This window comes from Pseudocitrobacter vendiensis (genome assembly GCF_943590815.1).
In the GTDB taxonomy this organism is placed as follows: domain Bacteria; phylum Pseudomonadota; class Gammaproteobacteria; order Enterobacterales; family Enterobacteriaceae; genus Pseudocitrobacter; species Pseudocitrobacter vendiensis.
Window position 1 is genome coordinate 1 of the sequence record NZ_CALSBS010000021.1, and the last position, 26602, is coordinate 26602.

The 26602-nt window shown below is 50.3% G+C and carries 27 protein-coding genes and 1 pseudogene; 17 read left to right on the forward strand and 11 right to left on the reverse strand.

What is annotated here, in order from left to right:
* Positions 1-291: DUF1398 family protein (locus NMC31_RS18605; protein ID WP_253898781.1), on the forward strand; the 291-nt coding region annotated here is incomplete at its 5' end.
* 71 nt (positions 292-362) lie between these two features.
* Here the strand turns inward: NMC31_RS18605 and NMC31_RS18610 are convergent.
* The gene (locus tag NMC31_RS18610) at positions 363-1916 is read right to left on the reverse strand and encodes a peptide MFS transporter (protein ID WP_253898782.1); all 1554 of its coding nucleotides are present in this window, start codon (positions 1914-1916) and stop codon (positions 363-365) included.
* A gap of 390 nt (positions 1917-2306) precedes the next feature.
* Here NMC31_RS18610 and NMC31_RS18615 point away from each other — a divergent pair, with 390 nt between their 5' ends.
* The gene (locus tag NMC31_RS18615; RefSeq protein ID WP_253898783.1) at positions 2307-3506 is read left to right on the forward strand and encodes a major royal jelly family protein; all 1200 of its coding nucleotides are present in this window, start codon (positions 2307-2309) and stop codon (positions 3504-3506) included.
* Between the two features lie 177 nt (positions 3507-3683).
* Positions 3684-4568, forward strand: a complete 885-nt coding sequence (locus tag NMC31_RS18620) for an SDR family oxidoreductase (RefSeq protein ID WP_253898784.1) — start codon at positions 3684-3686, stop codon at positions 4566-4568.
* A 179-nt stretch (positions 4569-4747) separates the two neighbouring features.
* Here the strand turns inward: NMC31_RS18620 and arsC are convergent, their stop codons facing one another.
* Genes arsC through NMC31_RS18635 form a run of 3 tightly spaced genes read right to left on the reverse strand, consistent with a single transcriptional unit; the run spans position 4748 to position 6870 of the window.
* Positions 4748-5176: a glutaredoxin-dependent arsenate reductase gene (gene arsC / locus NMC31_RS18625; RefSeq protein ID WP_253898785.1), complete on the reverse strand. Its 429-nt coding sequence runs from the start codon at positions 5174-5176 to the stop codon at positions 4748-4750.
* A 12-nt stretch (positions 5177-5188) separates the two neighbouring features.
* The gene (locus tag NMC31_RS18630; protein WP_253898786.1) at positions 5189-6478 is read right to left on the reverse strand and encodes an arsenic transporter; all 1290 of its coding nucleotides are present in this window, start codon (positions 6476-6478) and stop codon (positions 5189-5191) included.
* 53 nt (positions 6479-6531) lie between these two features.
* On the reverse strand, positions 6532-6870 hold the full coding sequence (locus tag NMC31_RS18635; protein ID WP_253898787.1) for a metalloregulator ArsR/SmtB family transcription factor: 339 nt from the start codon (positions 6868-6870) through the stop codon (positions 6532-6534).
* A 427-nt stretch (positions 6871-7297) separates the two neighbouring features.
* On the opposite strand from NMC31_RS18635, the gene NMC31_RS18640 reads away from it, so the two are divergent.
* Complete coding sequence (locus NMC31_RS18640; RefSeq protein WP_253898788.1) at positions 7298-7480, forward strand: con-10 family general stress protein; 183 nt, start codon at positions 7298-7300, stop codon at positions 7478-7480.
* A gap of 75 nt (positions 7481-7555) precedes the next feature.
* Positions 7556-8059 carry a YciE/YciF ferroxidase family protein gene (locus NMC31_RS18645; protein ID WP_253898789.1) on the forward strand — a complete coding sequence of 168 codons (504 nt, stop codon included), beginning with the start codon at positions 7556-7558 and terminating at the stop codon, positions 8057-8059.
* A 5-nt stretch (positions 8060-8064) separates the two neighbouring features.
* On the opposite strand, the gene NMC31_RS18650 is transcribed toward NMC31_RS18645, so the two are convergent.
* From NMC31_RS18650 to NMC31_RS18660, 3 genes are read right to left on the reverse strand one after another with little or no spacing between them, the layout of a single operon-like run.
* Complete coding sequence (locus NMC31_RS18650) at positions 8065-8589, reverse strand: 2-oxo-tetronate isomerase (RefSeq protein WP_253898790.1); 525 nt, start codon at positions 8587-8589, stop codon at positions 8065-8067.
* 10 nt (positions 8590-8599) lie between these two features.
* Positions 8600-9046 (reverse strand): DUF421 domain-containing protein, encoded by a 447-nt coding sequence (locus NMC31_RS18655; RefSeq protein WP_253898791.1) that lies wholly within the window; start codon positions 9044-9046, stop codon positions 8600-8602.
* A 10-nt stretch (positions 9047-9056) separates the two neighbouring features.
* On the reverse strand, positions 9057-9560 hold the full coding sequence (locus NMC31_RS18660) for a hypothetical protein (protein ID WP_253898792.1): 504 nt from the start codon (positions 9558-9560) through the stop codon (positions 9057-9059).
* Positions 9561-9700: 140 nt separating this feature from the next.
* Between NMC31_RS18660 and NMC31_RS18665 the strand changes: the two genes are divergently transcribed.
* Positions 9701-10093: a YdeI family stress tolerance OB fold protein gene (locus tag NMC31_RS18665; protein ID WP_253898793.1), complete on the forward strand. Its 393-nt coding sequence runs from the start codon at positions 9701-9703 to the stop codon at positions 10091-10093.
* Between the two features lie 37 nt (positions 10094-10130).
* Here the strand turns inward: NMC31_RS18665 and betT are convergent, their stop codons facing one another.
* Positions 10131-12164 carry a choline BCCT transporter BetT gene (gene betT, locus NMC31_RS18670; protein ID WP_253898794.1) on the reverse strand — a complete coding sequence of 678 codons (2034 nt, stop codon included), beginning with the start codon at positions 12162-12164 and terminating at the stop codon, positions 10131-10133.
* Between the two features lie 128 nt (positions 12165-12292).
* Between betT and betI the strand changes: the two genes are divergently transcribed.
* The 4 genes from betI to iutA all read left to right on the forward strand — a co-directional run bounded on the left by betI (position 12293) and on the right by iutA (position 18843).
* On the forward strand, positions 12293-12880 hold the full coding sequence (betI, locus tag NMC31_RS18675; protein ID WP_176263505.1) for a transcriptional regulator BetI: 588 nt from the start codon (positions 12293-12295) through the stop codon (positions 12878-12880).
* Between the two features lie 13 nt (positions 12881-12893).
* On the forward strand, positions 12894-14366 hold the full coding sequence (betB, locus tag NMC31_RS18680) for a betaine-aldehyde dehydrogenase (RefSeq protein ID WP_253898795.1): 1473 nt from the start codon (positions 12894-12896) through the stop codon (positions 14364-14366).
* Positions 14367-14379: 13 nt separating this feature from the next.
* On the forward strand, positions 14380-16053 hold the full coding sequence (gene betA / locus NMC31_RS18685) for a choline dehydrogenase (protein ID WP_253898796.1): 1674 nt from the start codon (positions 14380-14382) through the stop codon (positions 16051-16053).
* 588 nt (positions 16054-16641) lie between these two features.
* Complete coding sequence (gene iutA / locus NMC31_RS18690) at positions 16642-18843, forward strand: ferric aerobactin receptor IutA (protein WP_253898797.1); 2202 nt, start codon at positions 16642-16644, stop codon at positions 18841-18843.
* Between the two features lie 230 nt (positions 18844-19073).
* On the opposite strand, the gene NMC31_RS18695 is transcribed toward iutA, so the two are convergent.
* The 3 genes from NMC31_RS18695 to NMC31_RS18705 form a co-directional block, all read right to left on the reverse strand.
* Positions 19074-19823 carry an SDR family NAD(P)-dependent oxidoreductase gene (locus tag NMC31_RS18695; RefSeq protein WP_253898798.1) on the reverse strand — a complete coding sequence of 250 codons (750 nt, stop codon included), beginning with the start codon at positions 19821-19823 and terminating at the stop codon, positions 19074-19076.
* Between the two features lie 68 nt (positions 19824-19891).
* On the reverse strand, positions 19892-20389 hold the full coding sequence (locus NMC31_RS18700) for a GAF domain-containing protein (RefSeq protein WP_253898799.1): 498 nt from the start codon (positions 20387-20389) through the stop codon (positions 19892-19894).
* Between the two features lie 55 nt (positions 20390-20444).
* Entirely contained in the window at positions 20445-21011 is a 567-nt protein-coding gene (locus tag NMC31_RS18705) for a TetR/AcrR family transcriptional regulator (protein ID WP_149463593.1), read from the reverse strand.
* A 260-nt stretch (positions 21012-21271) separates the two neighbouring features.
* On the opposite strand from NMC31_RS18705, the gene NMC31_RS18710 reads away from it, so the two are divergent.
* The 7 genes and pseudogenes from NMC31_RS18710 (at position 21272) to NMC31_RS18740 (ending at position 26115) form a co-directional block, all read left to right on the forward strand.
* Positions 21272-21880 carry a cytochrome b/b6 domain-containing protein gene (locus tag NMC31_RS18710; protein WP_253898800.1) on the forward strand — a complete coding sequence of 203 codons (609 nt, stop codon included), beginning with the start codon at positions 21272-21274 and terminating at the stop codon, positions 21878-21880.
* Between the two features lie 9 nt (positions 21881-21889).
* Complete coding sequence (locus NMC31_RS18715; RefSeq protein ID WP_253898801.1) at positions 21890-22678, forward strand: molybdopterin-dependent oxidoreductase; 789 nt, start codon at positions 21890-21892, stop codon at positions 22676-22678.
* Positions 22679-22733: 55 nt separating this feature from the next.
* Positions 22734-23102 carry a pentapeptide MXKDX repeat protein gene (locus NMC31_RS18720; RefSeq protein WP_253898802.1) on the forward strand — a complete coding sequence of 123 codons (369 nt, stop codon included), beginning with the start codon at positions 22734-22736 and terminating at the stop codon, positions 23100-23102.
* Between the two features lie 232 nt (positions 23103-23334).
* Positions 23335-23441: pseudogene (locus NMC31_RS18725) on the forward strand (transposase); the annotation flags it as partial.
* A 245-nt stretch (positions 23442-23686) separates the two neighbouring features.
* Positions 23687-24760: a catalase family peroxidase gene (locus tag NMC31_RS18730; protein WP_253898803.1), complete on the forward strand. Its 1074-nt coding sequence runs from the start codon at positions 23687-23689 to the stop codon at positions 24758-24760.
* Positions 24757-25329 (forward strand): cytochrome b, encoded by a 573-nt coding sequence (locus NMC31_RS18735; protein ID WP_253898804.1) that lies wholly within the window; start codon positions 24757-24759, stop codon positions 25327-25329. The genes NMC31_RS18730 and NMC31_RS18735 overlap by 4 nt, the downstream gene beginning before the upstream one ends.
* Before the next feature lie 288 nt (positions 25330-25617).
* Positions 25618-26115 carry a hypothetical protein gene (locus NMC31_RS18740; RefSeq protein WP_253898805.1) on the forward strand — a complete coding sequence of 166 codons (498 nt, stop codon included), beginning with the start codon at positions 25618-25620 and terminating at the stop codon, positions 26113-26115.
* Positions 26116-26602 lie beyond the last annotated feature (487 nt).

Sequence of the window (26602 nt, forward strand, 5' to 3'; positions counted from 1 at the left end):
GCAACAGGAAACGTTAAAGTGATAACAACATCCGATAATTACGTTTCCGTTGAAGGAGGCCGGAGGATTATAAAAATAAGCGCCAACGCCAGTAAATTTTTAACGCGCGTGGCGGCGAAAAGACACTTCGCGGGTAAAACATCGTATGAGCAGTATTGTTTAGAGTTAGCGAACGCGGGGGTATTTAAATGGATTGTGGATTTAAATGAAAACAGGCGTTTTTACTGGTCGAAGGACAATCTTCTGCTTTACTGCGAGAATGTTCTTCCCTGCGAAGAAGCAACAATGTAAACGGACGCAACTGTTCTTTCATCCGCAATAAAAAAATCGGCGCTTACACGCCGATTTTCAAAGAGACATATTTACGCGTTGGTAACTGGTTTCTGCTCATTTGGCGTTTGAGTATTCGCCAGCATACGGCGTACCGGCACGATCAGCACCATCAGTACCGCCGCACAAATCAGCAGCGCAATCGAGCAGCGCGCAAAGAGATCTGGCAGCATATCGAGCTGGTCGGCCTTCACGTGACCGCCAATCAGCCCCGCCGCGAGGTTACCCAGCGCACTGGCACAAAACCACAGGCCCATCATCTGGCCACGCATTCTTTCCGGTGCCAGCAGAGTCATGGTCGCAAGGCCAATCGGGCTCAGACACAGTTCACCCAGCGTCAGCATCAGAATACTGCCTACCAGCCAGAAAGGCGATACACCCGCCCCGCCGTTGCTCAGCACGTTCTGCGCCGCCAGCATCATCAGGCCAAAACCTGCAGCCGCACACAGAATACCAATCACAAACTTGGTGATACTGCCCGGACGGATGTTTTTGCGCGCCAGCATCGGCCATGCCCAGCTAAATACCGGAGCCAGCAGGATGATAAACAGGGCATTGATTGACTGGAACCAAACCGCCGGGATTTCAAAATCGCCGATCATGCGGTTGGTGTAGTCGTTGGCAAACAGGTTGAACGAGGTCGGTTTCTGCTCGAAGGCTGACCAGAAGAACGCGGCGGAAACCAGCAGAATAAAGCACACCAGCAGACGCGCGCGCTCTTTACGGTTCAGGCCGGCAAAGACAAACAGATAGATAAAGTAGAGTGCGACCGACGCGGCAATGACGTACACCAGCACGCTGGCGACCGCGACCGGATTTATAACAATGACGCCTTGCGCAATCAGGGTGATGATAATTGCCACACCAACAGCCAGCGCCAGCAGCCACGCGCCTACACCATTTTTCTTCGCCACCGGGCTATTCCAGGTGGAGTCGAGACCCACTTCGCTGTCATAACGCTTCATCGACGGAACCGCAAAGACGCGGAAGATAATCAGCGCCACCAGCATCCCGATGCCCCCGATACCAAAGCCCCAGTGCCAGCCGTGTGACTTAATCAGCCAGCCGGAAATCAGCGGCGCGATAAACGAGCCCATGTTGATGCCCATATAAAACAGCGAGAAGCCGCCGTCACGACGCGCATCACCTTTTTTATACAGCGTGCCGACCATCACCGAGATACAGGTTTTGAACAGGCCGGAACCCAGTACGATAAACATCAGGCCGATAAAGAACAGGTTGTTCCCCATAAACGCCGACAGCGCGATGGAGAGGTGACCCAGCGCGATCAGAATCGAGCCATACCAGACTGCTTTTTGCTGACCAAGCCAGTTATCCGCCAGCCAGCCGCCCGGCAGTGCCGCCAGGTACATGGTCCCGGCGAAGATCCCCACAATAGCGGAAGCGTTTTCACGCGCCAGCCCCATCCCGCCGTCATAAACGGTTGCCGCCATAAACAGAATCAGCAGCGGGCGAATACCGTAAAACGAGAAACGCTCCCACATCTCCGTAAAGAAGAGTGAGCCGAGCGGATAAGGATGACCGAAGAAAGTTCGGCTTTCAGTATTATTCACAGAGGAACGCATAGATTCTCCCAAAAGAGGTGTGTTGTCTTGCTTGCAAGCGCCGTCATGCACGCTGGCCCTTTATCAGACGGGTCAGTCATTTACATAAGGCAAAATATTATTTAACCATTTAGCAACCGGATACTAATTTTGTCCGGCTGAGAACACAAAACTTTAAGATAAAAACTCGACAACTGTCTAGTTTTAAAGATTTTATGTCACGACATATCGTTATTTTATTGACATCGTCTGGGATAAACCGCCGGGGTACATCCATTTTCCGGGTGATTATTCCGGGTATTTTCGCTTTTTTAATGTAAGTCCTGTTCGTTTCGAGGGATTTTTCTTCCTTCAATAACGCTCTACTCTCCTGTTTGTTATGTCACAACTGAATCTATGCAGGCAGGAAAAATGAATAACCTTCAATCACGTAAAACCCTCATCGCACTGGCAATCACCTTTGCCTCCGTTACAGCCCCCTTCGGCACATCCGCCGCGTCTGTACCGGTATCAACGTCTCTGGCGCAACTCCCTTCCGATCGCGCTATTGGAAACCCTGAGGTCGTCGCAACATTCACAGGCGCAATGCCCACAGGCGTCACCGTGACCGAAACCGGGCGTATTTTTGTCAATTTCCCGCGCTGGGGAGACGATGTGCCCTTCACCGTTGCCGAAATCAAAAACGGCAAAGCGGTTGCTTATCCGGATGCCGCAGTAAATAAAGCGGATAATGCCCGCCCTGGTGAGCATTTCTTGAGTGTGCAGAGCGTCGTGGCCGATGGTCAGGGAAAACTGTGGGTCCTGGATACAGCCGCCCCCGGATTTTCAAAACCGGTTGAAGGCGGTGCGAAACTTGTCGCGATTGATTTACAGAGCAATAAAATTGTTAAAACGATCGTCTTGCATTCTGATGTCATTCTGCCCGCAACCTATATCAATGATGTACGTTTTGATTATCGTGTTGGTAAGGCAGGCGTCGCTTATATTACTGACTCTTCGTTATCCGGAACGGGGGGGATTATTATCGTGGACCTGGATTCCGGCAAAGCGATGCGCCGTTTAACGGGCGATCGTTCAACCTCCCCTGAAAAAGGTTTCGTGCCGGTTGTTGAGGGTGAAACGCTGCTTCAGCGTCATCCGGACGGTACTACCGCGCCATTTAGCGTAGCGTCGGATGGTATTGCCCTTTCCGCGGATGGAAAAACACTTTATTACTGCCCGCTGTCAGGGCGCCATCTGTATGCCATTTCAACAGAATTACTGCGCGACCCGACTATTACCGAGGCGCAATTATCCGCAGCAGTGCAGGATCTGGGTGAAAAAGGCGCGTCAGATGGTCTCGAAAGCGATGCTAACGGGGCGGTTTATGCTGGCGATTATGAACGCAACGCCATCCGTAAAATGGATAAAGACGGTACCTGGCAAACCATCGCCCATGGCCCGCAAATTCTGTGGCCGGATACGCTTTCTGTCGGGCATGATGGCTATCTCTACTTCACGGTAAACCAATTGCATCGTCAACCCGGATTCCATCAGGGTAAAGATATGCGCCAGAAACCCTATTCGCTGTTAAGAATTAAAATCGATGCCGCTCCAGTAAGCACACATTAATCTTCTTAAGCCCCTCTGGCAGGGGCTTAAATATCACCTGCGATTCAAAGAAAAATCTCAATTAAATATCTGCTGAAACGATTTCAATATAGGCTTAATAGTTCTGGTTATTTATGTACTGCTATCAAGGAGCAGCTCACATACATCATTCATGAAGTATTATGCGAGGAGATATTTATGGCCGATCGCGACACACTCAACCCTCAATTCCCACGTCCTCCTTTTAAGACGCAAACTCAGCAGCCGCCTGGTCTGGATTCAAAAATGCTCCCGGAGCCCGATCATGGCGAAAAGAGTTATCGCGGCAGCGGTCGTCTGAAGGGTAAATGTGCCTTAATCACCGGGGGTGATTCCGGGATTGGACGCGCGGTAGCCATTGCTTACGCCCGAGAAGGGGCGAACGTCGCGATTAACTATCTGCCGGAAGAAGAGTCTGATGCCAAAAGCGTCATTGAGGTCATGAAAGCCGAAGGGGTTAATGCGGTGGCGATCCCGGGTGATTTGCGGGATGAAAATTTCTGTCATTCGCTGATCGAACAGACGGTAGAGCAACTGGGTAAACTGGATATTCTGGTGAACAACGCCGGGCGACAGCAGTATTGTGAATCGCTGGAAGATCTCACCACCGAAGCGTTTGACGCCACATTCAAGACCAACGTTTACGCGGCTTTCTGGCTGACCAAAGCCGCACTTCGTCACCTGAAGGCGGGCGCGTCTATCATCAATACCACATCTGTCCAGGCGTTCAAACCCAGCCCAATCCTGGTTGATTATGCGCAAACCAAAGCGTGCCTGGTGGCACTGACCAAATCGCTGGCTAAGCAATTAGGGCCTCGTGGGATACGGGTTAATGCGGTAGCACCCGGGCCGTACTGGTCTGTATTGCAAACCAGCGGCGGGCAGCCGCAGGAAAAAGTCGAGCAGTTCGGTGCAGACTCTCCGCTGGGCCGCCCGGGGCAGCCGGTGGAAATTGCGCCGCTGTATGTGTTGTTTGCATCCGACGAGTGTTCGTATGCTTCCGGGCAAGTTTGGTGTTCAGATGGCGGCACCGGCACACTGTAATTGCCTGATGGCGCTGTGCTTATCAGGCCTACAGACCGCAGATAATTCGTAGGTCGAGTAAGCGCAGCGCCACACGACAACAAGCGCCGTTGCCTGATGGCGCTGCGCTTATCAGGTCTACGTACCGCAGATAACCTGTAGGTCGGGTAAGCGCAGCGCCACCCGACACAACCGGACGATCAGGGGTTAAGGCGCTTACCCTGTTCATCCACTACCTTTTCACCATCCTCTTTAGTGAATGCGTGTTTCTGCGCATCCGGCAAAATATCCAGAACCGTTTCGGACGGGCGGCACAGGCGCGTTCCCAGCGGAGTCACCACGATCGGGCGATTGATTAAAATAGGGTATTGCAGCATGAACGTCATAAGTTCAGCATCAGTAAAGCTTTCATCTGCCAAACCCAACGTTTCATACGGCTCCACATTTTGGCGTAGCAGCGCCCGCGCGGAGATACCCATATTGGCAATCAGTTTGCTCAGCTCATCACGCGAAGGGGGATTCTCGAGATAAAGAATAACGGTTGGCTCTGTGCCGCTATTACGGATCATCTCCAGCGTATTACGCGACGTGCCGCAGACCGGGTTGTGATAAATGATGATATTGCTCATTTCAGTATCTCGTTACAGTGTGAGTGAGAGACGTAATGCCAATGCGGACAAGGTAACAAACAGCACTGGCAACGTCATGATAATCCCGACGCGGAAATAATAGCCCCAGCTAATCGTCATATTTTTTTGCGAAAGAACGTGCAGCCAAAGCAGCGTCGCCAGGCTGCCAATGGGGGTAATTTTTGGCCCCAGATCGCAACCAATGACGTTGGCGTAAATCATCGCCTCTTTAATGACACCGGATGCGCTACTGCCATCAATAGAAAGCGCACCGACCAGCACCGTCGGCATATTGTTCATCACCGAGGAGAGGAACGCGGTCAGAAAACCTGTTCCAAGCGTTGCCGCCCAAAGGCCATTATTCGCCAGCACATTCAATACGCCAGAAAGGTATTCCGTCAGCCCCGCGTTACGTAAGCCGTAGACCACCAGATACATGCCCAGCGAGAAGATAACAATTTGCCACGGCGCGCCGCGCAAAACTTTACCGGTATTAATCGCATGGCCCTTTTTCGCCACCGCGAGAAGAATTAACGCCCCAACGGCCGCAATGGCGCTGACGGGAATGCCCATCGGATCCAGCACAAAAAAACCCGCCAGCAGCAAAAGCAGAACGACCCACCCCGTGCGGAACGTCGCGACGTCTTTAATCGCTTTCGCGGGTTCTTTCAGGCGTTCAAGATCATAGTTAGCCGGAATATCTTTGCGAAAGAACAGATGTAGCATCACAAGCGTGGCGGCAATGGCGGCGATATCGACCGGTACCATCACCGAAGCATAGTCGCTAAAGCCCAGGTGGAAGAAATCGGCGGAAACGATGTTGACCAGATTAGAGACGATCAACGGCAAACTGGCGGTATCAGCGATAAATCCTGCAGCCATCACAAATGCCAGTGTCGTACTTTTGCTGAACCCGAGCGCCAGCAACATAGCAATAACGATAGGCGTGAGTATTAATGCCGCGCCATCATTGGCGAATAGCGCCGCCACCGCCGCGCCGAGCAGCACGATATAGGTGAATAACAGACGCCCGCGCCCCTTGCCCCAGCGCGATACATGCAGTGCGGCCCATTCAAAGAAGCCCGACTCATCCAGCAGCAGGCTGATGATAATCACTGCGATAAAGGTCGCCGTCGCGTTCCAGACGATATTCCATACCACCGGAATATCATCAAAATGCACCACGCCAAACCCCAGCGCCAGCACCGCACCAAGCGTTGCGCTCCAGCCAATGCCCAACCCTTTCGGCTGCCAGATAACCAAAATAATGGTCAGGACAAAAATCGCTCCCGCCAGTAACATACAACCTCCCTGAATAAATACGTATGAAAAAACAGATATGTTAAGTTAAATTTTTAGCAACAGCTTGCCTTATTGCCGTTAGCATCCAGCTTTTGAGCCATGCGTTGTAGGTCGTCGCGCTGGCTTGACCAGGCATGCTCAATCACCTGCGCCGCCCACGCGGGAATATGGGGCGAGAGACGATAGTGCACCCATTTCCCCTGTTTGCGGTCCAGCAACAAACCGCTTTCACGCAGCATAGCCAGATGACGGGAGATTTTCGGCTGTGATTGTTTCAGCGTTGTGCATAGATCGCAGACGCAGAGCTCGCCTGACTCTCTGAGTAACAAAACAATACTCAGCCGCGTTTCGTCGGAAAGTATTTTGAATAATTTCAGCGCGTTTAAAGGCATTCGTCCTCCTGTCAGATGCGCGATAGCCTACGCTTAATGGAGAGAAAATCAATAACACATATGAAAAAACATACTTGTATGTTTTTTACTCGCCGCATCCTGGAAAAATCTTATATTATTTTAGCAAATGCCTGTGCAAGAAAAATAAAAAGTAAAGAACCGTAAAAATATCACCAGCCACGGTAGAGACCAATAATAAAAAATTATTTTACGCTCTACTGCTATGCACTTAATTTACTCCCATTTCCTCATAATTAATTTTTCTGAAGCGAAGCGTGTAGGGCTACGTATTAAACTGGAATATTTAGTTACATCCACAGAATGCAATTCGCATTTCCCTCAATAACCGCTAGAGTTAATTCCTGAACGACATGAGATGTGAAATATATTTGCATCATCCTGATAGCGTAAATATGAGGTTATAAATATGGCAGAGCATCGTGGTGGTTCCGGTAATTTCGCCGAAGATCGAGACAAAGCTTCTGACGCAGGTCGTAAAGGTGGCCAGCATAGCGGCGGTAACTTCAAAAATGACCCACAACGGGCATCTGAAGCGGGTAAAAAAGGTGGTCAGAATAGTCATAGCGGTGGCCGAAAGGCCGACAAATAGCCGTTGAATTAAGAGAATACATGAATAAGCTGCGAGTCTTCGGCCTCGTGGCTTATTATCATCTGGAGTGAAATCATGAATATTAAAACGCTTGACGATGTTTTTATTCACTTGTTATCCGATACCTACAGCGCAGAAAAGCAGTTAATCCCGGCATTAGCCAAACTATCGCGTTCCACCGCCAGTGAAAAACTCAGTGCCGCATTTAGCGCACACCTTGAGGAAACGCATGGGCATATTGAGCGTATCGACCAGATTGTAGAACAAGAGTCCGGTATAAAAATTAAGCGCATAAAATGTGTCGCGATGGAAGGGCTTATCGAAGAAGCCAATGAAGTCATTGAAAGTACCGAAAAAAACAATGTTCGGGATGCTGCGCTTATCGCGGCAGCTCAAAAAGTCGAACATTATGAAATTGCCAGTTACGGGACTCTCGCCACACTGGCGCAGCAGTTAGGGTATAAAAATGCGTTAAAACTGTTCACGACCACGCTGGAAGAAGAGAAGAAAACCGATCTCAAATTGACCGATCTTGCCGTTGGGAACATTAATTCCCAGGCAGAGAAAACAGGCGCTTAATTGCGTCATCGCTGGGATGATGTCGAAAGGGAGAGTTGTTCAACCAAAATGGCCAGAGCGTAGCGAACCGCTTTTTCGACGACATCCTGGCACTCGCCAGAAAATCTTGTCCGTTCAGTTTCAATTCTCCCTTGAAGGTTCCATGCAAACCAGACTGTCCCCGCAGGGGTACCATCGTCTCCCCCATCCGGACCGGCATAGCCGCTAATAGCGATACTCACATCAGCCCCGGCCTGCGCCAACGCGCCAGCAGACATTTCCCGCACGCATTGTTCGCTGACAGCACTGTATTTTTCTAATGTCTCGCCCTGAACATTCAACATTTTTTTCTTTGCGGCATCGCTGAAAGTCACCACGCCAATATCATAAAATGCCGAGGTATTCTCCTCTGCACAAAGTGCAGTCGCGAGGTTTCCCCCCGTGCATGACTCAGCGGTTGTTAAACGCCAACCACAATTCAGAAGAGCCGTTGCGACCAGTTTGGTGAGCTCACCAGTGGTTTTTGAGTTTTTATAAAAGGTTTCTTCCATCAGATGCACCTTATTTTTCTAACGGGATAATCGAGATATGCCCATTGCGTTCAAGTATGGCATATTTTATTTTTTCTAACTCTGTAATCCCTTGATTTTGACGTGCCGCTACAAGTATATCATCACAAGATACATCCACTTTCTTTAGCTTTTCCGTTAACAATATACCGTTTTCAACCAGGATAACAGGTGAACCATCGAGCACTGACTCTGCGCCAGAGAAATATTTTTTCATCATACCAAAAAGCATATCCACCACGACCAGCGTAATTATTGTCAACATCGCACCGGTGACAGAAAAATCATTTCCCAATAACGCTTGTTGAGTTGCCTCGCTGATAATCAGTAATAAAATAAGATCAAAACTGGTCATCTGCAACAGGGCCCGGCGCCCGGCAATCTTAAAGACAATAAGTAAAATAAGATAGATTGCAAGTGCGCGAAATATCATCTCCATGTTTTTTCTCCTAAGGATAGATAAATTGCCAGAAGTCTACTTTTGACCCGGTATTTAACCCAAGCGAGTTATGGACATAGCCGAATTTCTGTGGGGTGGCGTATAACCAGACAGTAAATGGATGTGTCTGCTCTACGACTTGATAAACTAAAAATAGCGTGTCATCGTGACTATACATTTTATCTGGCTTCGGCCAAACATTGCCGATTTCAAAGTATTGGTTATAGTTGCCATGCAGACTGAAAATGAATAACCCCGACCGTTCAGGTTGCGCTGATACTTTCAATGCGAATTCCATTTGCAATCTACCGAAACGTTCATATTCAACCTGCAATTTCTGGTCAGGTGATTTCCTTACCGCTTGACTTAAATAACCGTTAGAAAACAAGCCGCCAATAGCCAGAAAAATAATAATCAATAGAATAAATAACCCTTTTTTTCGGCAAGCCGCTTCGAAATTTAACGCCCGTTCACTCTCCTGAATGCCTGGCAGTGGTAGTTTTTCTTTCGACACTTCACACCTCACCGTTTCGCTTATATTTAGCAGATCGATGTTTTTTAAAGAAAACCCTTTTTAAGATTCATCGCGTTGTCATATTAAGGAATAGCAACCACGCTTAATAAGTCAAGCCAATCACACGCTGGGAGTGTTGTATGAAAATATGTGTTGTTCCTCTTGTTTGCACGTTATTGATTCCAACCGCCTTCGCCGACGAAAAAGGTGGACTGGAAAAAGATGCCGCACCTCCCGCCCCCCATGCGCTGGAAGAGGGATATCGTGGGACTGAAAATGCACGGATCATGACCGTCGATCATGCCAGGACAATGCACGACGGCGCAACGATTTCACTACGCGGGAATCTTATTGATGATCAGGGTAATGACAAATTTGTGTTCCGCGATAAAACAGGGACTATTGACACCATCATTCCACAATCGGTTTTTGATGGACGGACAGTGAAACCCGATAATATGATCAGCATTAACGGAAGCCTGGATAAAAAAGTCGATCCGCCGGTTGTGCGAGTAGATATGATTCAGAAATAAAACGGAAAGCAGGATCGTGATGATCCTGCTTTTTTGTTTAAACGTCCGGGAACATCACGCTATGGCCCGGCGCTTCACGATGGAGATGGATAAAGTTCAGGTGCCGCTCGTACTGATCGAGAATATCGGTGATCACCTGCTCTTTACTGTAGTCCATCAGATCGTTACCCTGGCTGCCTTCCAGTAAGAACGTTTCCAGCCGGTAGTAGGTCGATTTTCCGCTACGTGCGCGGTAGGTAAAGCCCGGCACTGAGTATTGCCGTGGCCAAATCTGATAGACAAAGTTTTGCTCTTCACCCATATGCACCAGCAAATCCAGATGCCCCAGATGTTCGCCCTCTTCCGGCGGCAGGCTTTTTAGCTCGACGTACGCACCGCGCAGTCGCAGTTCCTGCGCCACTTCTCCCATCGCTGGATAACAGACTGTTTCCATCATCTGTTTGGTGTAACGCGTTCCAGGGTAGTTCATCAGGCGCGAGAGACGCTTTTTCCAGCTCAGGCGATCCTGAACGCTCAATGGCCGCGGTGCAGTATCACGACTCGCACTTTCCCGGCGATAATCTTCAACTTTCAGTGACTTATACAATCCCGCCATGACGAAGAAAATCACAAAACTAAACGGCAGCCCCATGATGACCGTGGTGTTTTGCAGCGCGGATATCCCGTTGGTCATTAACATACCGAGCGTCAGCAGACCAATGGCAACCGACCAGAATACACGCAGCCAGCCCGGCGCATCGCTGTTGATATCTTTAAGCTGCGAGGTGAAATTCCCCAGCACCAGCGCCCCGGAATCTGCCGAAGTTACATAGAACAGCAGACCCGTAATGGTGGCAACCGAGGCGCTAAAGGTAAATGCCGGATACTGCGCCAACAGGCTGTAGAAGCCGCGCTCCGGATGGACCATCGCTTCCTGGGCAAATGCCGCGCCGCCGTGGATGATTTCATACAGCGCGCTATTGCCGAACACCGAGAGCCATAACAGCGTGAAGGTAAACGGAATAATCAACGTCCCCAGCACGAACTGGCGAATGGTGCGCCCACGTGAGATACGCGCCAGGAACAGGCCGACAAACGGCGACCAGGCCACCCACCATGCCCAGAAAAAGAGCGTCCAGTTATTCATCCACTCAACCGGGCGGTCAAAGGCGAAACTGTTGAGCGTCATGCCCATAAAGCGGTTGACGTAATCGCCGACGTTCAGCACCAGCGCATTGAGCAGGAACGAGGTGTCGCCCATAAACAGCACGAACAGAATCAGCCCCAGCGCCAGTGCGACATTGAGTTCAGACAATACGCGAATGCCTTTGTCGACACCGGATGTCACCGAGATAGTCGCGATGATCACCGACAGCGCGATCAGCGCCGCTTTCGCCGCCATTGAATCCGGAATATCAAACAGTACGCTCAGGCCATAGTTAAGCTGCACCACGCCAATGCCGAGCGTGGTGGCAATCCCGAAGATGGTGCCGATCACCGCTGCAATATCCACCGAGTGACCAATCGGCCCGTTGATCCGTTTACCGAAAATCGGATACAGCGCCGAGCGGATCGTGAGCGGCAAATTATAACGATAGCTGAAGTATCCGAGCGCCATGCCCATCAGCGCATACATCGACCAGCCGGTTAAACCGTAGTGGAACAGCGTCCAGACCATCGCCTGACGCGCCGCTTCCATCGTCTGCCCTGCCCCTTCCGGCGGCTGCATATACTGCGTGACCGGCTCAGCAACGGAGAAGAACATCAGATCAATACCAATCCCGGCGGCGAACAGCATCGCCGCCCAGCTCAGTAAACTGAACTCTGGCTTAGACTGCTCAGGCCCAAGTTTTACCGAACCAAAGCGCGAACAGGCAATGCAGACCACAAAGACAATATAGAGCGTTGCCGCTAACAGATAGTACCAACCAAAAGTTTTAGAAACCCAGTCCAGCGTGCGGCCAATCCACAAGGCCGAGAAGTCGCGAAACAGGATCGTCGACAGGGAAAACAACAAAATCAGTCCGGCGGAGGTGTAAAACACCACCGGATTGATTTTGTCCTTTTCTCTGCTGTGTGAAAGGTCTGTCATCCAGTATCCCCACTGTTTTTGTAACTATTAAAAACAAAATCCGCAACAATTAAGACACATTTTATATTGAACGTCCAATCAAAAACCGCTTTAATGTATAAACAACGCTGATGAATGGAGTGGCAAAAATGCCCAAATTGGGGATGCAGTCGATCCGGCGCAGACAACTGATCGACGCCACGCTGGAAGCAATAAATGAAGTCGGTATGCACGATGCGACGATCGCGCAGATCGCCCGCCGGGCGGGCGTTTCCACCGGGATCATTAGCCACTATTTCAAAGATAAAAATGGTCTGCTGGAAGCAACCATGCGTGATATCACCAGCCAGCTGCGTGACGCGGTCTTGAACCGCTTACACGCGCTACCGGATGGCAGCCCTGAGCAGCGATTACAGGCGATTGTTGACGGGAATTTCGATGAGACGCAGGTCAGTAATGCTGCGATGAAAGCCTGGCTGGCGTTTTGGGCCAGCAGTATGCATCAGCCGATGCTTTACCGTTTGCAGCAGGTGAGCAGCCGCCGCTTGTTGTCGAATCTGGTGAGCGAATTTCACCGCGAGTTACCGCGCAAAGAGGCACAGGAGGCAGGTTATGGCCTGGCCGCGCTGATTGACGGTTTATGGCTGCGCGCGGCATTGAGCGGTAAACCGCTGAATAAAACTCTCGCACACTCGCTCACCCGCCACTTTATCACTCAGCATTTACCCACCGATTAACCGAGGAGACGTGATGTCCCGAATGGCAGAACAGCAACTTTATATACATGGTGGTTATACCTCCGCCACCAGCGGTCGCACCTTCGAGACCATTAACCCGGCCAACGGTAACGTGCTGGCGACCGTGCAGGCCGCCGGGCGTGAGGATGTCGATCGCGCCGTGAAGAGTGCCCAACAAGGGCAAAAAATCTGGGCGGCGATGAGCGCCATGGAACGCTCGCGCATTCTGCGTCGGGCCGTTGATATTCTGCGCGAGCGCAATGACGAACTCGCTAAACTGGAAACCCTCGACACCGGGAAGGCGTATTCGGAAACCTCAACCGTCGATATCGTTACCGGTGCGGACGTACTCGAGTACTACTCCGGGCTGATCCCGTCGCTGGAAGGCAGCCAGATCCCGCTACGCGAGACGTCGTTTGTTTATACCCGCCGTGAACCGCTGGGCGTGGTCGCCGGAATTGGCGCATGGAACTACCCGATTCAGATTGCTTTGTGGAAATCCGCTCCGGCACTGGCCGCAGGCAACGCGATGATATTCAAACCGAGCGAAGTTACCCCGCTTACCGCGTTAAAGCTGGCTGAAATCTACAGCGAAGCGGGCCTGCCGGACGGCGTATTTAACGTGTTGCCTGGCATCGGCGCGGAAACCGGGCAGTATCTGACCGAGCATCCGGGCATTGCCAAAGTGTCATTTACCGGCGGTGTCGCCAGCGGCAAAAAAGTGATGGCTAACTCGGCGGCTTCCTCCCTGAAAGAAGTGACCATGGAGCTGGGCGGTAAATCACCACTGATCGTTTTCGACGATGCGGATCTCGATCTCGCCGCTGATATCGCCATGATGGCGAACTTCTTCAGCTCCGGTCAGGTGTGTACCAACGGCACCCGTGTGTTTATTCCGGCGAAATGCAAAGCCGCGTTTGAGCAGAAAATACTGGCGCGCGTTGAACGCATTCGCGCGGGCGACGTTTTCGATCCGCAAACTAACTTCGGCCCGCTGGTCAGCTTCCCGCATCGCGATAACGTGCTGCGTTACATCGCCAAAGGCAAAGAGGAAGGCGCGCGCGTACTGTGCGGCGGCGATGTATTGAAAGGCGATGGCTTCGATAACGGCGCATGGGTTGCTCCGACCGTATTCACCGATTGCAACGACGAAATGACTATCGTGCGCGAAGAGATCTTCGGCCCGGTGATGTCGCTCCTCACGTATGAGTCTGAAGACGAAGTGATTCGCCGCGCCAATGATACCGACTACGGTCTGGCGGCGGGTATCGTCACGGCGGATCTGAACCGCGCGCATCGCGTCATTCATCAGCTGGAAGCCGGCATTTGCTGGATCAACACCTGGGGTGAATCCCCGGCGGAGATGCCCGTTGGCGGTTACAAACACTCCGGCATTGGCCGCGAGAACGGCGTGATGACGCTCCAGAGTTATACCCAGGTGAAGTCCATCCAGGTTGAGATGGCTAAATTCCAGTCCATATTCTAACCAGGAGGTTTATTTGCAATTTGACTACATCATTATTGGCGCCGGCTCTGCCGGCAACGTCCTCGCGACACGTCTGACTGAAGATCCGAACACTACCGTGCTGCTGCTTGAAGCGGGCGGCCCGGACTATCGCTTTGACTTCCGTACCCAAATGCCCGCTGCGCTGGCGTTCCCGCTACAGGGTAAACGCTATAACTGGGCCTATGAGACAGAACCCGAACCATTTATGAACAACCGTCGCATGGAGTGCGGACGCGGTAAGGGGCTTGGTGGATCATCACTGATCAACGGCATGTGTTACATCCGTGGTAACGCACTGGATCTCGATAACTGGGCGAAAGAACCCGGTCTGGAGAACTGGAGCTACCTCGACTGCCTGCCCTACTACCGCAAGGCCGAGACGCGCGATGTGGGCGAGAACGACTACCACGGCGGTGATGGCCCGGTAAGCGTGACCACCTCAAAACCGGGTGTCAATCCGCTGTTTGAAGCAATGATTGAGGCGGGCGTGCAGGCGGGCTATCCGCGCACGGACGACCTTAACGGGTATCAGCAGGAAGGTTTCGGCCCGATGGACCGCACCGTCACGCCACAGGGCCGTCGCGCCAGCACCGCGCGGGGTTATCTCGATCAGGCCAAATCGCGCCCGAACCTGACTATTCGAACTCACGCCATGACCGATCACATTATCTTTGACGGCAAACGCGCGGTGGGCGTCGAGTGGCTGGAAGGCGACAGCACCATCCCAACCCGCGCAACGGCGAATAAAGAAGTGCTGTTATGTGCAGGCGCGATTGCCTCACCACAAATCCTGCAACGCTCCGGCGTCGGCAACGCTGAACTGCTGGCCGAATTTGATATTCCGCTGGTGCATGAATTACCAGGCGTCGGCGAAAATCTTCAGGATCACCTGGAGATGTATCTGCAATATGAGTGCAAAGAACCGGTTTCCCTCTACCCTGCCCTGCAGTGGTGGAATCAGCCGAAAATCGGTGCGGAGTGGCTGTTTGGCGGCACCGGCGTGGGTGCCAGCAACCACTTTGAAGCAGGCGGATTTATTCGCAGCCGTGAGGAATTTGAGTGGCCGAATATTCAGTACCATTTCCTGCCAGTGGCGATTAACTATAACGGCTCGAATGCGGTGAAAGAGCACGGCTTCCAGTGCCATGTCGGATCGATGCGCTCGCCAAGCCGTGGGCATGTGCGGATTAAATCCCGCGACCCGCACCAGCATCCGGCGATTTTGTTTAACTACATGTCGCACGAACAGGACTGGCAGGAGTTCCGCGACGCGATTCGCATCACCCGCGAGATCATGCATCAACCGGCGCTGGATCAATACCGTGGCCGCGAAATCAGCCCCGGCGCGGAATGCCAGACAGATGAGCAGCTCGATGAGTTTGTGCGTAATCACGCCGAAACCGCCTTCCACCCATGCGGTACGTGCAAAATGGGGTACGACGAGATGTCCGTTGTGGATGGCGAAGGCCGCGTGCACGGGCTGGAAGGATTACGCGTAGTCGATGCGTCAATTATGCCGCAGATTATCACCGGCAATCTGAACGCCACGACCATTATGATCGGTGAGAAAATGGCGGATATGATTCGCGGACGAGAAGCGTTGCCGAAGAGTCTGGCGGCGTATTTTGTGGCGAATGGAATGCCAGTGAAACGCTCATTTGCCTGAGACCTGAGCACAAGGACGTGCTTACACCCTCCCTTTAAGACGTCCCCCCCCTGACGATCATCTGACAGTCTCTTTAACCGAGCGGCAATACTCTCCGCCGCGAAACATTGCGTAAACGTTCGCATATTGTGTTTATTTGTAAAATTATTTTTACCAATACTAACAATTGGTATTGATAATGAGAAACGCTATCGGCAAAATTCGCATTATCACATGATATGGAATCTGCCTGATGATGACTTTGCCCATGAACATGCTCACACGGAGAAACGTTTTACAGCGCTCTCTGAACGGGGCTGTTGGTGAAACGACAACATCGCACTTCAGCGAACGCTCCCCTTCCCTACTGATTATTACAAACGATAAATGCCCAACGGCGTCGCCGGGTTATTGGCCTGCTTCCGTCCGGTATCAGGGCATGGCGTTCCGCTCGAACCCTCGCCAGCCTACGCGATTTACTCATTCTCATACATTGCCTGGGCTTCTCCCATGACGCAGCGTTAACAGGCAAAAACCGCAGCCATCAACTGCACCATCCACTCGCTACTGGTCTCTTTGGGCAGGTATTTTTGCCCGCGTGAAGGAATAATGATGATAGCCAAAAAACAGATACTCTGGACCCTCAACCCGCTGCTGCTCGCCATCATGGCCCCCGCTGTAGCACAACAGACTACCGACGACACGTTAGTCGTTTCCGCCAACCGCGCGAACCGAACAGTCGCGGAAATGGCCCAAACGACCTGGGTGATTGAAAACGCCGAACTCGAGCAACAGATTCAGGGCGGTAAAGAACTGAAAGATGCGCTGGCGCAGTTGATCCCCGGGCTGGACGTGAGCAGCCAGAGTCGTACCAATTACGGTATGAATGTGCGTGGCCGCCCACTGGTCGTGCTGGTTGATGGCGTACGTTTAAACTCATCGCGCACTGACAGCCGCCAGCTGGATTCAATTGATCCTTTCAATATCGACCACGTTGAAGTCATCTCCGGCGCCACCGCGCTCTATGGGGGCGGCAGTACTGGCGGCCTTATTAATATCGTAACGAAGAAAGGCCAACCGGAAACACAAATGGAGTTTGAGACCGGGATAAAGAGCGGCTTTAACAGCAGTAAAGATCACGATGAACGTATTGCCAGCGCTATTTCGGGCGGGAACGATCGCATCTCGGGGCGCGCCTCGGTGGCCTGGCAAAAATTTGGCGGCTGGTTTGATGGCAATGGCGACGCGACATTACTCGATAACACCCAAACAGGGCTGCAATATTCTGACCGACTGGATGTGATGGGCACCGGTACGCTGAGCATAGACGATACCCAACAACTTCAGTTGATCACTCAATATTATAAAAGCCAGGGTGACGACGATTATGGGTTGAATCTCGGCAAAGATTTTTCAGCAATTAGCGGCACCAGTAAACCTTACGTCAGCAGCGGCCTGAGTTCAGATCGTATTCCTGGAACAGAACGTCACCTTATTAGTCTGCAATATTCCAACAGCGACTTCCTCGGTCAGGAGTTAGTCGGCCAGGTCTATTATCGCGATGAGTCGCTGAAGTTCTATCCTTTCCCGACCGTAAATGCCAATAAACAGGCGACCGCGTTCTCTTCATCGCAGCAGGACACGGACCAGTACGGTGCAAAGCTTACGCTGAACAGCCAACCGCTGGACGGATTGCAGCTCACCTACGGGCTGGATGCGGATCACGAACGCTTTACTTCTAACCAGATGTTTTTCGATCTGGCACAGGCAAATGCGTCTGGCGGGATGAATAATAACCGTATTTATACAACCGGACGCTATCCTGGGTATGACATCACCAACCTGGCAGCCTTCCTGCAATCGAGCTACGACATCAACGATATCTTCACACTCAGCGGCGGCGTTCGCTATCAGTATACGGAGAATAAGATTGATGATTTCATCGGCTATGCACAGCAGCAGCAGATTGCTGCCGGGAAGGCACAGTCTGCCGATGCGATCCCCGGCGGCTCGGTGGATTATGACAACTTCCTGTTTAATGCGGGTCTGCTGGTTCACCTGACCGAACGGCAGCAGGCGTGGTTTAACTTCTCTCAGGGCGTGGAACTGCCTGATCCCGGTAAATATTACGGGCGCGGTACTTATGGAACCGCAGTAGACGGGCATCTTCCGCTTATCAATAGCGTGAATGTGGACGACAGTGAACTGGAAGGCGTGAAGGTCGACTCCTATGAACTGGGCTGGCGCTTTACGGGCGATAACCTGCGCACGCAAATTGCGGCTTACTACTCGATTTCTGATAAGAGCGTGCAGGCGAATAAGGATCTGACCATAAGCGTGGTCGATGACAAACGCCGTATTTACGGTGTAGAAGGCGCGATCGACTACTTTATCCCGAATTCCGACTGGAGTACTGGCGCGAACTTCAACGTGCTGAAAACGGAGTCCAAAGTAAACGGGAGTTGGGAAAAGTACGATGTTAAAGTCGCAAGTCCATCAAAAGCGACAGCCTACATTGGTTGGGCCCCCGAACCCTGGAGCGTGCGAGTTCAAAGCACCACCTCCTTTGACGTGAGCGACGATCAGGGAGAAAAAATTGAGGGTTACACCACCGTTGATCTGCTCGGTAGTTATGAACTCCCGTTGGGTAAACTCAGTTTCAGCGTAGAGAATCTTTTCGATCGTGATTACACCACCGTTTGGGGTCAGCGCGCGCCACTCTACTACAGCCCGGGATATGGCCCGGCGTCACTCTACGATTATAAAGGTCGTGGGCGGACGTTTGGTGTGAGTTATTCGCTACTATTTTAAGTCAATTTTTGCCTGCCCGGCGTCTGCCGGGTAGGTGATATCTTCAGGCGAAGATGACTATACAGGGCTGAGGGACGCATTTCTGACGCGACAAAGAAGGCGCGTAACGATTATTTCCCGGTGTCATACGCACGCCCTACACCGGGAAATCGGGTCTAAAGGCTTTACTCTGCCTTCATGATATCAAATGCTTAAGAAGCAACGTCTTAGCTTTAACGATATTTCTAATATTAAGCTGTGAACCCACTATCGACAGTGACGATTTGGCCAACCAGAGTATCCACTTCGCTATCTGCGATAAATAAAATCGTCTTCGCGATCTCTTCAGTCGTAGAAGCCTTTTTAAAGGGTAAACTTTGGATAAATGCATTTTTCGCTTCTTTGTCATTCCCGACAAAACGATCCAGCATCGGCGTTTCAACCGGCCCTGGTGCAACAGCGTTGATTCGAATACCTTGCGCAGCAACCTCAAGTGCAACAGATTTTGTGAATCCTTCAACAGCATGTTTACTCGCAGCATAAACACTGGAATTCGGCATGCCTTTGTGTCCAGCGACAGAGGAAACGTTAACAATGCTGCCACTCCTGGCAGATAGCATTGCGGCAACTTCATACTTCATAGCAATTGCCACACCATAGACATTGGTATCGAAAACTGACTTAATATTATCCATAGTCACGTCAACAATACTCTGCTGAATACCTTCTAAACCTGCAGCATTTATGGCGATATCCAATGAGCCGAACTCAGCAACAGTAAAGTCGATAAGCGCTTTGATATCTTCTTCATTGCTCATATCCGCGTTTTTATATCGCGTAAGTGGATTAATTTTTTGCAGTTGCTTTTCAAGCTCTTCTCCAGCTGATTGACGCCTGCCAGAAATAACCAGCTTATACCCTTTATTTGCAAAGAGTTCCGCAGTTGCTTTACCGATACCTGATAATGCGCCGGTAATAAGAACGACTTTTACATTTTTCATCTTAGGTTCCTCGAATGTTATAGCCTTATAATTACACTTTCAGGATAAAATATAATGCTCTTCGTGATTTAGCTTACGTGAGTGCTAAAATATTTAATGTAATCTGTTTCTTCAGCTAATGCTGAAAACGCCTTCACTAACAGAGACATCCCCTGTTCATCTTCTTCTTTAAAACGTGAAAACGATGGGCTGTCGATATCCAAAACGCCCACTTTTTGATTCTTAACAATGATAGGCAGAACCAGTTCCGAATTACTTGCTGTGTCGCAGGCAATATGCCCATCGAAGGTATGAACATCATCTATACGCTGAATTTTGTTTTGCGCTATGGCGCTACCGCAAACACCAACGCCCCAGGGAATTTGCGTACAGGCGATTTTCCCCTGGAAAGGACCCAGAGTAAGCCTGTCTCCTTTAACGAGGTAAAATCCAATCCAGTTAATGTCATTGAGGCGCTCATTGAGCAATGCGCTGGTATTCGCCATCATGACGAGAAAATCGGTTTCACCTGACATCAGGGCCTTAAAATCGCGATAAAGATCCGCATAAAAGTTATCGGTGTTCACGCTAAATCCCCTTACTATGGCTGACAATAAAATATTCTTCTGAACGAACAACGTGTTACTCAGAACCTGCGCTTAATGTTTTTAGCAAGGCGGCTGACGTTTTCCTGTATGCATCATGAGGAGGTAAGCGATTAAGCATTAATGCACCTTTGAGCGTTGTGCTGACAATGATGGCTTGCTCCTGGGCCGAAAGACGGTTTAACGTTAAGTCGCCGCATTTCACGCCGGAGAGAAGCAAAGCTTCAAGGATATCCAGTTCAGTTTGTACCAGTCGACCAACCGCCTGCTGTAGTTCAGGAGGAAAAGTGTGGCTGTCTGAAAGCATGGCATAGATACCGCACATTTCTCCCTGCTTCGCACAGTTTGAAAAGGCCTCAAGATAACCCGTGAGCCTTTGCTTACCCGCTGGGATCGTCTGCAAGTGTTCATTCAACTGCATAAAGAGCGCGTTTTTATACTCACAATACGCTATCCCAAGGTCTATTTTGGTCGGGAAGTGATGATGAATACTGGCCTTTCTGATACCGACACCCTCTGCAAGGTCAGAAAAGCTGAAGCCATGAAACCCATCTCGCTGAATACAGGTATCAGCCAGTTGGATAAGTTTATCGTATGTCGTCATATATCAACTCGCAGTTAGCCCTTGTTAAACGTGCGCTTGTACTTTACCAGCATCTTCCTTCGAACCACATTCCATCAATCAATCTCTGATAGAGGCACCCGATTTTAACGGTGAATATCTCTGCGCTATCCATTTTCTTTCTTGACACCCTGTGACAGGCAGACTAGGATTCAAACATCCTACCTACCAGATGGTAGGTTAGCAAGTGTTAATTGTGCCATTGGGCAGATCAGAGACCGGAAAATTAAGGCAAGAATGAGATGACAAATTCTAAAGAGAATCCGTTGAAAATCATTCATCCGCTATGGCTGAGAATCTCTCATTGGATCAACGCATTAGCTATGCTGATTATGATCACCAGTGGGTGGCGAATTTACAATGCATCGCCACTGTTTCATTTTGTTTTTCCTGATGATTTAACCCTGGGTGGATGGCTTGGCGGAGCATTGCAATGGCATTTCGCGGCGATGTGGCTGTTTGTATTGAATGGCATCTTCTATTTAACCTGTAATATTTTTACGGGCCGTCTATACCGGATGTATTGGCCACTTTCCCTGAAATCATTATTACAGGATATAACTCTAACGCTGCGGGGCAAATTGAGTCACCAGGAATTAAGTCAATACAACATGATACAAAAATTCGCTTATTCTGGTGTCATATTGCTCTGTATTTTGACGGTCTTGTCAGGGCTGGTAATATGGAAGTCGGTACAATTCCCTCTGTTACGCGAATTAATGGGCGGGTATGAACAGGCGCGCCTTATTCATTTTAGCTGTATGTCATTAGTTCTGTTCTTTATTGCCATCCACTTGTTGATGGTGGTGCTGGTACCCAAAACGTTAATTGCTATGATTCGCGGTCGCTGAGGGATGATCATGTCCAGAATTAAAAAAAGCATCACTCAAGTCGAAAAAAGTGACTTGTTAAACGAAGCAACAAATATTCTTGAGCATCGCCTGACAGGTGAAAGTCGTCGACATTTTATTAAAATGGGGCTGACGTTGGGAGGAATCGCGCTGTTGACCGGTTGCGATCTCAGCGACAACAGTCAGGCGGAGGAAGTACTTAATCGCATGTCGCGAATGAATGATCGTCTTCAGGGGATGCTGTTTAGTCAAACCCGATTAGCTCCCGTTTATAACGAGAGCCAGATTACCCGTCCATTTCCTTTTAATGCTTTTTATGGCGAGGATGAAATTCCGGATATAAATGGTGATAGTTATCAACTGGAATTGTCCGGGTTAATCCAGGATAAGCGCCCATGGACGTTGCCACAGTTGCATAATTTGAAACAGGTCAGCCAGATAACACGGCATATATGTGTAGAAGGCTGGAGTGCTATTGGGCGCTGGGATGGGGTGCCCTTCAAGGATTTCCTTAAGGCGATAGGTGCCGATCTTTCAGCTAAATATATAAGTTTTAAATGTGCAGATGACTATTACACTAGCATCGATATGGCAACAGCCCTTCATCCACAAACATTACTTGCACTTGGTTATGACGGAAAAACATTACCGCCACAATATGGCTATCCCATTAAATTACGTATCCCCACAAAGCTAGGCTATAAAAATCCAAAACACATCAGAGTGATAGAGGTTACAAACCGCTTTCCTGGTGGTTATTGGGAGGACCAGGGATATAACTGGTTTGGTGGTAGCTAAATAGCTTCACATACTTTGACTTATCAACACTACTCGTAATATTCAGGAGAAAATAATGAAAAAACACATCATCGCAGTACTGGCTAGCTCTATGTTCATTATGGCAGGCTCCGCATTTGCGGCTGATACCATGTCACATGACGGCATGATGCAGAAAGATGCTATGAAACACGACAGTATGATGCAGAAAGACGCAATAAAACACGACGGCATGATGCAGAAAGACGCAATGAAACATGACGGTATGATGAAGAAAGACGCAATGAAACATGACGGCATGATGAAAAAAGACGCAATGAAACATGACGGCATGATGCAGAAAGATGCAATGAAACACGACGGCATGATGCAGAAAGACGCAATGAAACATGACGGCATGATGCAGAAAGACGCAATGAAACATGACGGCATGATGCAAAAATAAACTACGAAACGATTATCGAGGAGACAATCGACACATCTTTTCTACAAAGGTAAGCATAAACTCGCAAAAGGGGACTTATCAGCCATATGCAGTTTTGAGCTTATACAAGATGTGTGATTCACTGGGATGCAGGCTTCCTTACACGGCAGCGTCAATTTACTGCCGCACATATCCTGGCCTGCTCCCTAAATCCTCTCGAAGAATCCTGCCCCTGCCCTCCGAGGTTATCGCTATGCGCAAGATCCGATTCACTGAACACCAGATCATTGCCGTCTGAAGTCCGTCGAAGCCGGACGGACCGTCCAGGATGTGTGCCGTGAGGCCGCTATATCGGAAGCCAGGCAAAAAAGATAAACTTTTCGTGATATTCTTTTGTTAACGCACACGTCTTATATAATCAAATTAACCTGGTCTGACGCACGCGTTAAATCCATTACCCTCCATGACGGGTATTAATACTGGGTTAGTCCTGCCGCGATGAGATAAAAATAATCGTCTCATCTTTCATCCTTAATTTAATTACTGTTGCGCACACACGTAATATGCGCGTGGCGTGCATTACTGTTTTGCAATGGAAAACGTCTATGTCGAAACTGGATTTGAAGTCCAAAAAAACCTGGGGAGCGTTGGCGTCGATCGCCGTTGTCGCTGGCACACTGGCAGGCGCATTTGCGTGGACAGCAGGATGGTTTGGATCACGTACTGTCAGTCAGGCACTGGTCGGTGAAACACCAACGCCATTTCCGCCAGGCTTTCGCCGCGCACATGGCAAAGGTATCTGTTTTGCCGGAACGTTCGTTCCGAATGGTTCCGCAGTTTCGCTGTCATCCTCTCGCCTCTTCTCGCAGCAGGAAGTTCCCGTGGTGGGACGATTCTCCATTGGTACTGGCGATCCCCATGCTCCGGATAGCACGACGAAAACCCTGAGCATGGCACTGCTGCTGAAGACGGACGATAAACAGCAATGGCGGATGGCGATGAACAACGAGCCTTACTTCGCCACCCACAACCCGGAAGGATTCCTTGCCTTGCGCAAAGCAACCGCTGTTGACGCGGCCACCGGCAAGCCGGATCCGAAACGTATCGCAGACTTTTTGCAAGCGTACCCGGAAGCGGAAAAATACCTTAAATGGGCGGCACAAAAACCCGTACCCGGCAGCTTCGCCGGTGCGACATTTTACAGCATCAACGCCTTCTACCTGGTGAACTCGCAGGGGGATCGACAACCGGTTCGCTGGATGATGCGCCCGCACGATCCTTTCATGTCGTTGAGCGATGAACAACGGCAGAAAGCCGATGACAACTTCCTGTTTGAAAACCTGCAACAGAGGCTGGATCAGAAGCCCCTTTACTGGGATTACGTTCTACAGCTCGCGCAACCGGGCGATCCGGTGGATGACCCTTCACAGCCCTGGCCGAACGATCGTAAGCAGCTCGTGGCCGGCACGCTGGAAGTGACTCGCGTTGAAGCGCAATCCCAGGGTGCGTGCCGCGACGTTAACTTTGACCCCTCGATCGTTCCTGCGGGTGTGGCGGTATCGAATGATCCCATCTTAAACGCGCGTTCCGCTGCCTATTCGCACTCATTTAGTCGCCGTGAGCGGGAAATCGGCTACGGCAAAGCAACCGAAGCCGTGCAAAAGCAGGAGGTTAAATGAACACAAATAAAGGTATGCGAGAGCACGCGCCACAGCATTTCAACACCCTGGCACGAAGCCTGCACTGGCTGATGGCGGCGATGATCCTGGCCATGCTGTTCATCGGCGCCGCCATGATGACGTCATTACATCATCGGATTTGGTTAATTGACCTGCACCGGCCCCTGGGTATCGCCATTTTACTGCTGGCGGTGATTCGTCTGGTCAACCGTGTGTTTAGCCGGACGCCCCCTCTCCCGGCCGATTTGACCGTATGGCAGGTCTTTGCAGCCAAAGCGTCGCACTGGGTGCTGTACGCGTTAATGCTGACCATGCCGCTACTGGGCTGGGCACAGCTGTCGGCAGCGGGAGTCCCCATCGTGATGTTTGAGGGATTCAACCTGCCGCCTATCGTTCCAGCCAGTCCTGCTGTTTATGCGTGGTGCCATGACGCCCATAGTCTTCTGGCCTGGGTACTTTTTGCGGTGGTGCTGGTCCATCTTTCTGCTGCACTCGTTCATGCATGGATCTACCGGGACGCGGTTTTTGCCAGCATGGCGAAAGGCGGTAAGCCGCCTCAGAAACCCTGAAGAGGACAACATTATTGATGCGGGTCAAAGGAAGATGGCTGGCTGACTAAAGAACAGGGCTATGTGGTCGATGTTTATCAGGATACTTGTCAGCCTGTTTCGCAGGCTGGCAACAACTCCGGGCAATATTAACGGCCCTTTTTGCTCAGGGTCATCCACGCGGCCACCTGAGTAAAATTGTCTCATGGAGAGAAAATGAAAGTTCGTCTTCTGGGAATTGAGATTTAAAGCGTTTCTGCACTACCGGAACTGAATGACAACCGTATTGCCGATAACACACTACGTGAAGTGACCCCGACGCATGCCACAACAGGTATGGGGCTTGCCGTTCCTGGCGCGTTAACCGGTAACATTAGCTCTGGTGACTTTGATAAAGAGAACTATAAAGGGACATCCATTGAAACCCTGCAAAATCCAGCGAACAGCTGGTTTGTCCCTAAAGCAAAACAAACCATCAGCAAATGGCTGAACGAAAAGGGCAATGGCCACGTTTACAAACAGCCACTCTATATTGGTAAAGCAACCTGGGCGCTGATCTATAAAGACGCCATCGCGACCCCACCTCTCTTTCAGCTGAAATATAAAGTCCTATTCTATAAACGCCCGGAAAGCGGAAATATGTTCTCTGCATTCACGGTTGCGGAATGCGCCCCTACGCCTGTTGAAGCGCCACTGAGCGACTGGAGTGCAAATAATTACCAAAAAGTGACCACTCAAACCGAAAGCTTTATGAAGAACTGCCTGCTTGAGCAGGATAACCAGCTGCCGCGTTTGCTGAAGCAGTGATGTGATGTGCTGTACGGCCCGGTGTGGGCTTGTGTGGGAGTACGCTCATCGTGAAACACCCTGGGGTTTCACGATGAGAAAGATTAATACCATTAGTCTGACAACCCAGGCAATTAAAGATGCCAAGCGTGGGCATACTTTTAATCAGTGGCAACGTGACAAAAACGCTGTGAGACATCTACCGGCCTTTCATGACTTTATGCGCTTTCCATGCAAGCCCAATAGGTATGTGATACCAAACAGCAATAACGCCAGAAACCGCAGTGTACAGGCTTTAAGTTGGTTTCGGTAGACTTAGGAATACTTTGAAATGGTGCCGATAATAGGAGTCGAACCTACGACCTTCGCATTACGAATCAGAAGCACCGTCTATAACTTACTGTTTTAAATAGCATTGACCGCATTCACACAGCCAATGCTGATGGCACAAAAAGTAACTTACTGTAGTTTGCTGTCATAGGTGTGTCACGTTTATGGCACAACCAAA

Bases quoted from the DNA above. Each gene is read 5' to 3' on its own strand.
- NMC31_RS18610 (WP_253898782.1), bottom strand. From the start codon at position 1,916: ATGCGTTCCTCTGTGAATAATACTGAAAGCCGAACTTTCTTCGGTCAT.
- NMC31_RS18615 (WP_253898783.1), top strand. From the start codon at position 2,307: ATGAATAACCTTCAATCACGTAAAACCCTCATCGCACTGGCAATCACC.
- NMC31_RS18620 (WP_253898784.1), top strand. From the start codon at position 3,684: ATGGCCGATCGCGACACACTCAACCCTCAATTCCCACGTCCTCCTTTT.
- arsC (WP_253898785.1), bottom strand. From the start codon at position 5,176: ATGAGCAATATCATCATTTATCACAACCCGGTCTGCGGCACGTCGCGT.
- NMC31_RS18630 (WP_253898786.1), bottom strand. From the start codon at position 6,478: ATGTTACTGGCGGGAGCGATTTTTGTCCTGACCATTATTTTGGTTATC.
- NMC31_RS18635 (WP_253898787.1), bottom strand. From the start codon at position 6,870: ATGCCTTTAAACGCGCTGAAATTATTCAAAATACTTTCCGACGAAACG.
- NMC31_RS18640 (WP_253898788.1), top strand. From the start codon at position 7,298: ATGGCAGAGCATCGTGGTGGTTCCGGTAATTTCGCCGAAGATCGAGAC.
- NMC31_RS18645 (WP_253898789.1), top strand. From the start codon at position 7,556: ATGAATATTAAAACGCTTGACGATGTTTTTATTCACTTGTTATCCGAT.
- NMC31_RS18650 (WP_253898790.1), bottom strand. From the start codon at position 8,589: ATGGAAGAAACCTTTTATAAAAACTCAAAAACCACTGGTGAGCTCACC.
- NMC31_RS18655 (WP_253898791.1), bottom strand. From the start codon at position 9,046: ATGGAGATGATATTTCGCGCACTTGCAATCTATCTTATTTTACTTATT.
- NMC31_RS18665 (WP_253898793.1), top strand. From the start codon at position 9,701: ATGAAAATATGTGTTGTTCCTCTTGTTTGCACGTTATTGATTCCAACC.
- betT (WP_253898794.1), bottom strand. From the start codon at position 12,164: ATGACAGACCTTTCACACAGCAGAGAAAAGGACAAAATCAATCCGGTG.
- betI (WP_176263505.1), top strand. From the start codon at position 12,293: ATGCCCAAATTGGGGATGCAGTCGATCCGGCGCAGACAACTGATCGAC.
- betB (WP_253898795.1), top strand. From the start codon at position 12,894: ATGTCCCGAATGGCAGAACAGCAACTTTATATACATGGTGGTTATACC.
- iutA (WP_253898797.1), top strand. From the start codon at position 16,642: ATGATGATAGCCAAAAAACAGATACTCTGGACCCTCAACCCGCTGCTG.
- NMC31_RS18695 (WP_253898798.1), bottom strand. From the start codon at position 19,823: ATGAAAAATGTAAAAGTCGTTCTTATTACCGGCGCATTATCAGGTATC.
- NMC31_RS18705 (WP_149463593.1), bottom strand. From the start codon at position 21,011: ATGACGACATACGATAAACTTATCCAACTGGCTGATACCTGTATTCAG.
- NMC31_RS18710 (WP_253898800.1), top strand. From the start codon at position 21,272: ATGACAAATTCTAAAGAGAATCCGTTGAAAATCATTCATCCGCTATGG.
- NMC31_RS18715 (WP_253898801.1), top strand. From the start codon at position 21,890: ATGTCCAGAATTAAAAAAAGCATCACTCAAGTCGAAAAAAGTGACTTG.
- NMC31_RS18720 (WP_253898802.1), top strand. From the start codon at position 22,734: ATGAAAAAACACATCATCGCAGTACTGGCTAGCTCTATGTTCATTATG.
- NMC31_RS18730 (WP_253898803.1), top strand. From the start codon at position 23,687: ATGTCGAAACTGGATTTGAAGTCCAAAAAAACCTGGGGAGCGTTGGCG.
- NMC31_RS18735 (WP_253898804.1), top strand. From the start codon at position 24,757: ATGAACACAAATAAAGGTATGCGAGAGCACGCGCCACAGCATTTCAAC.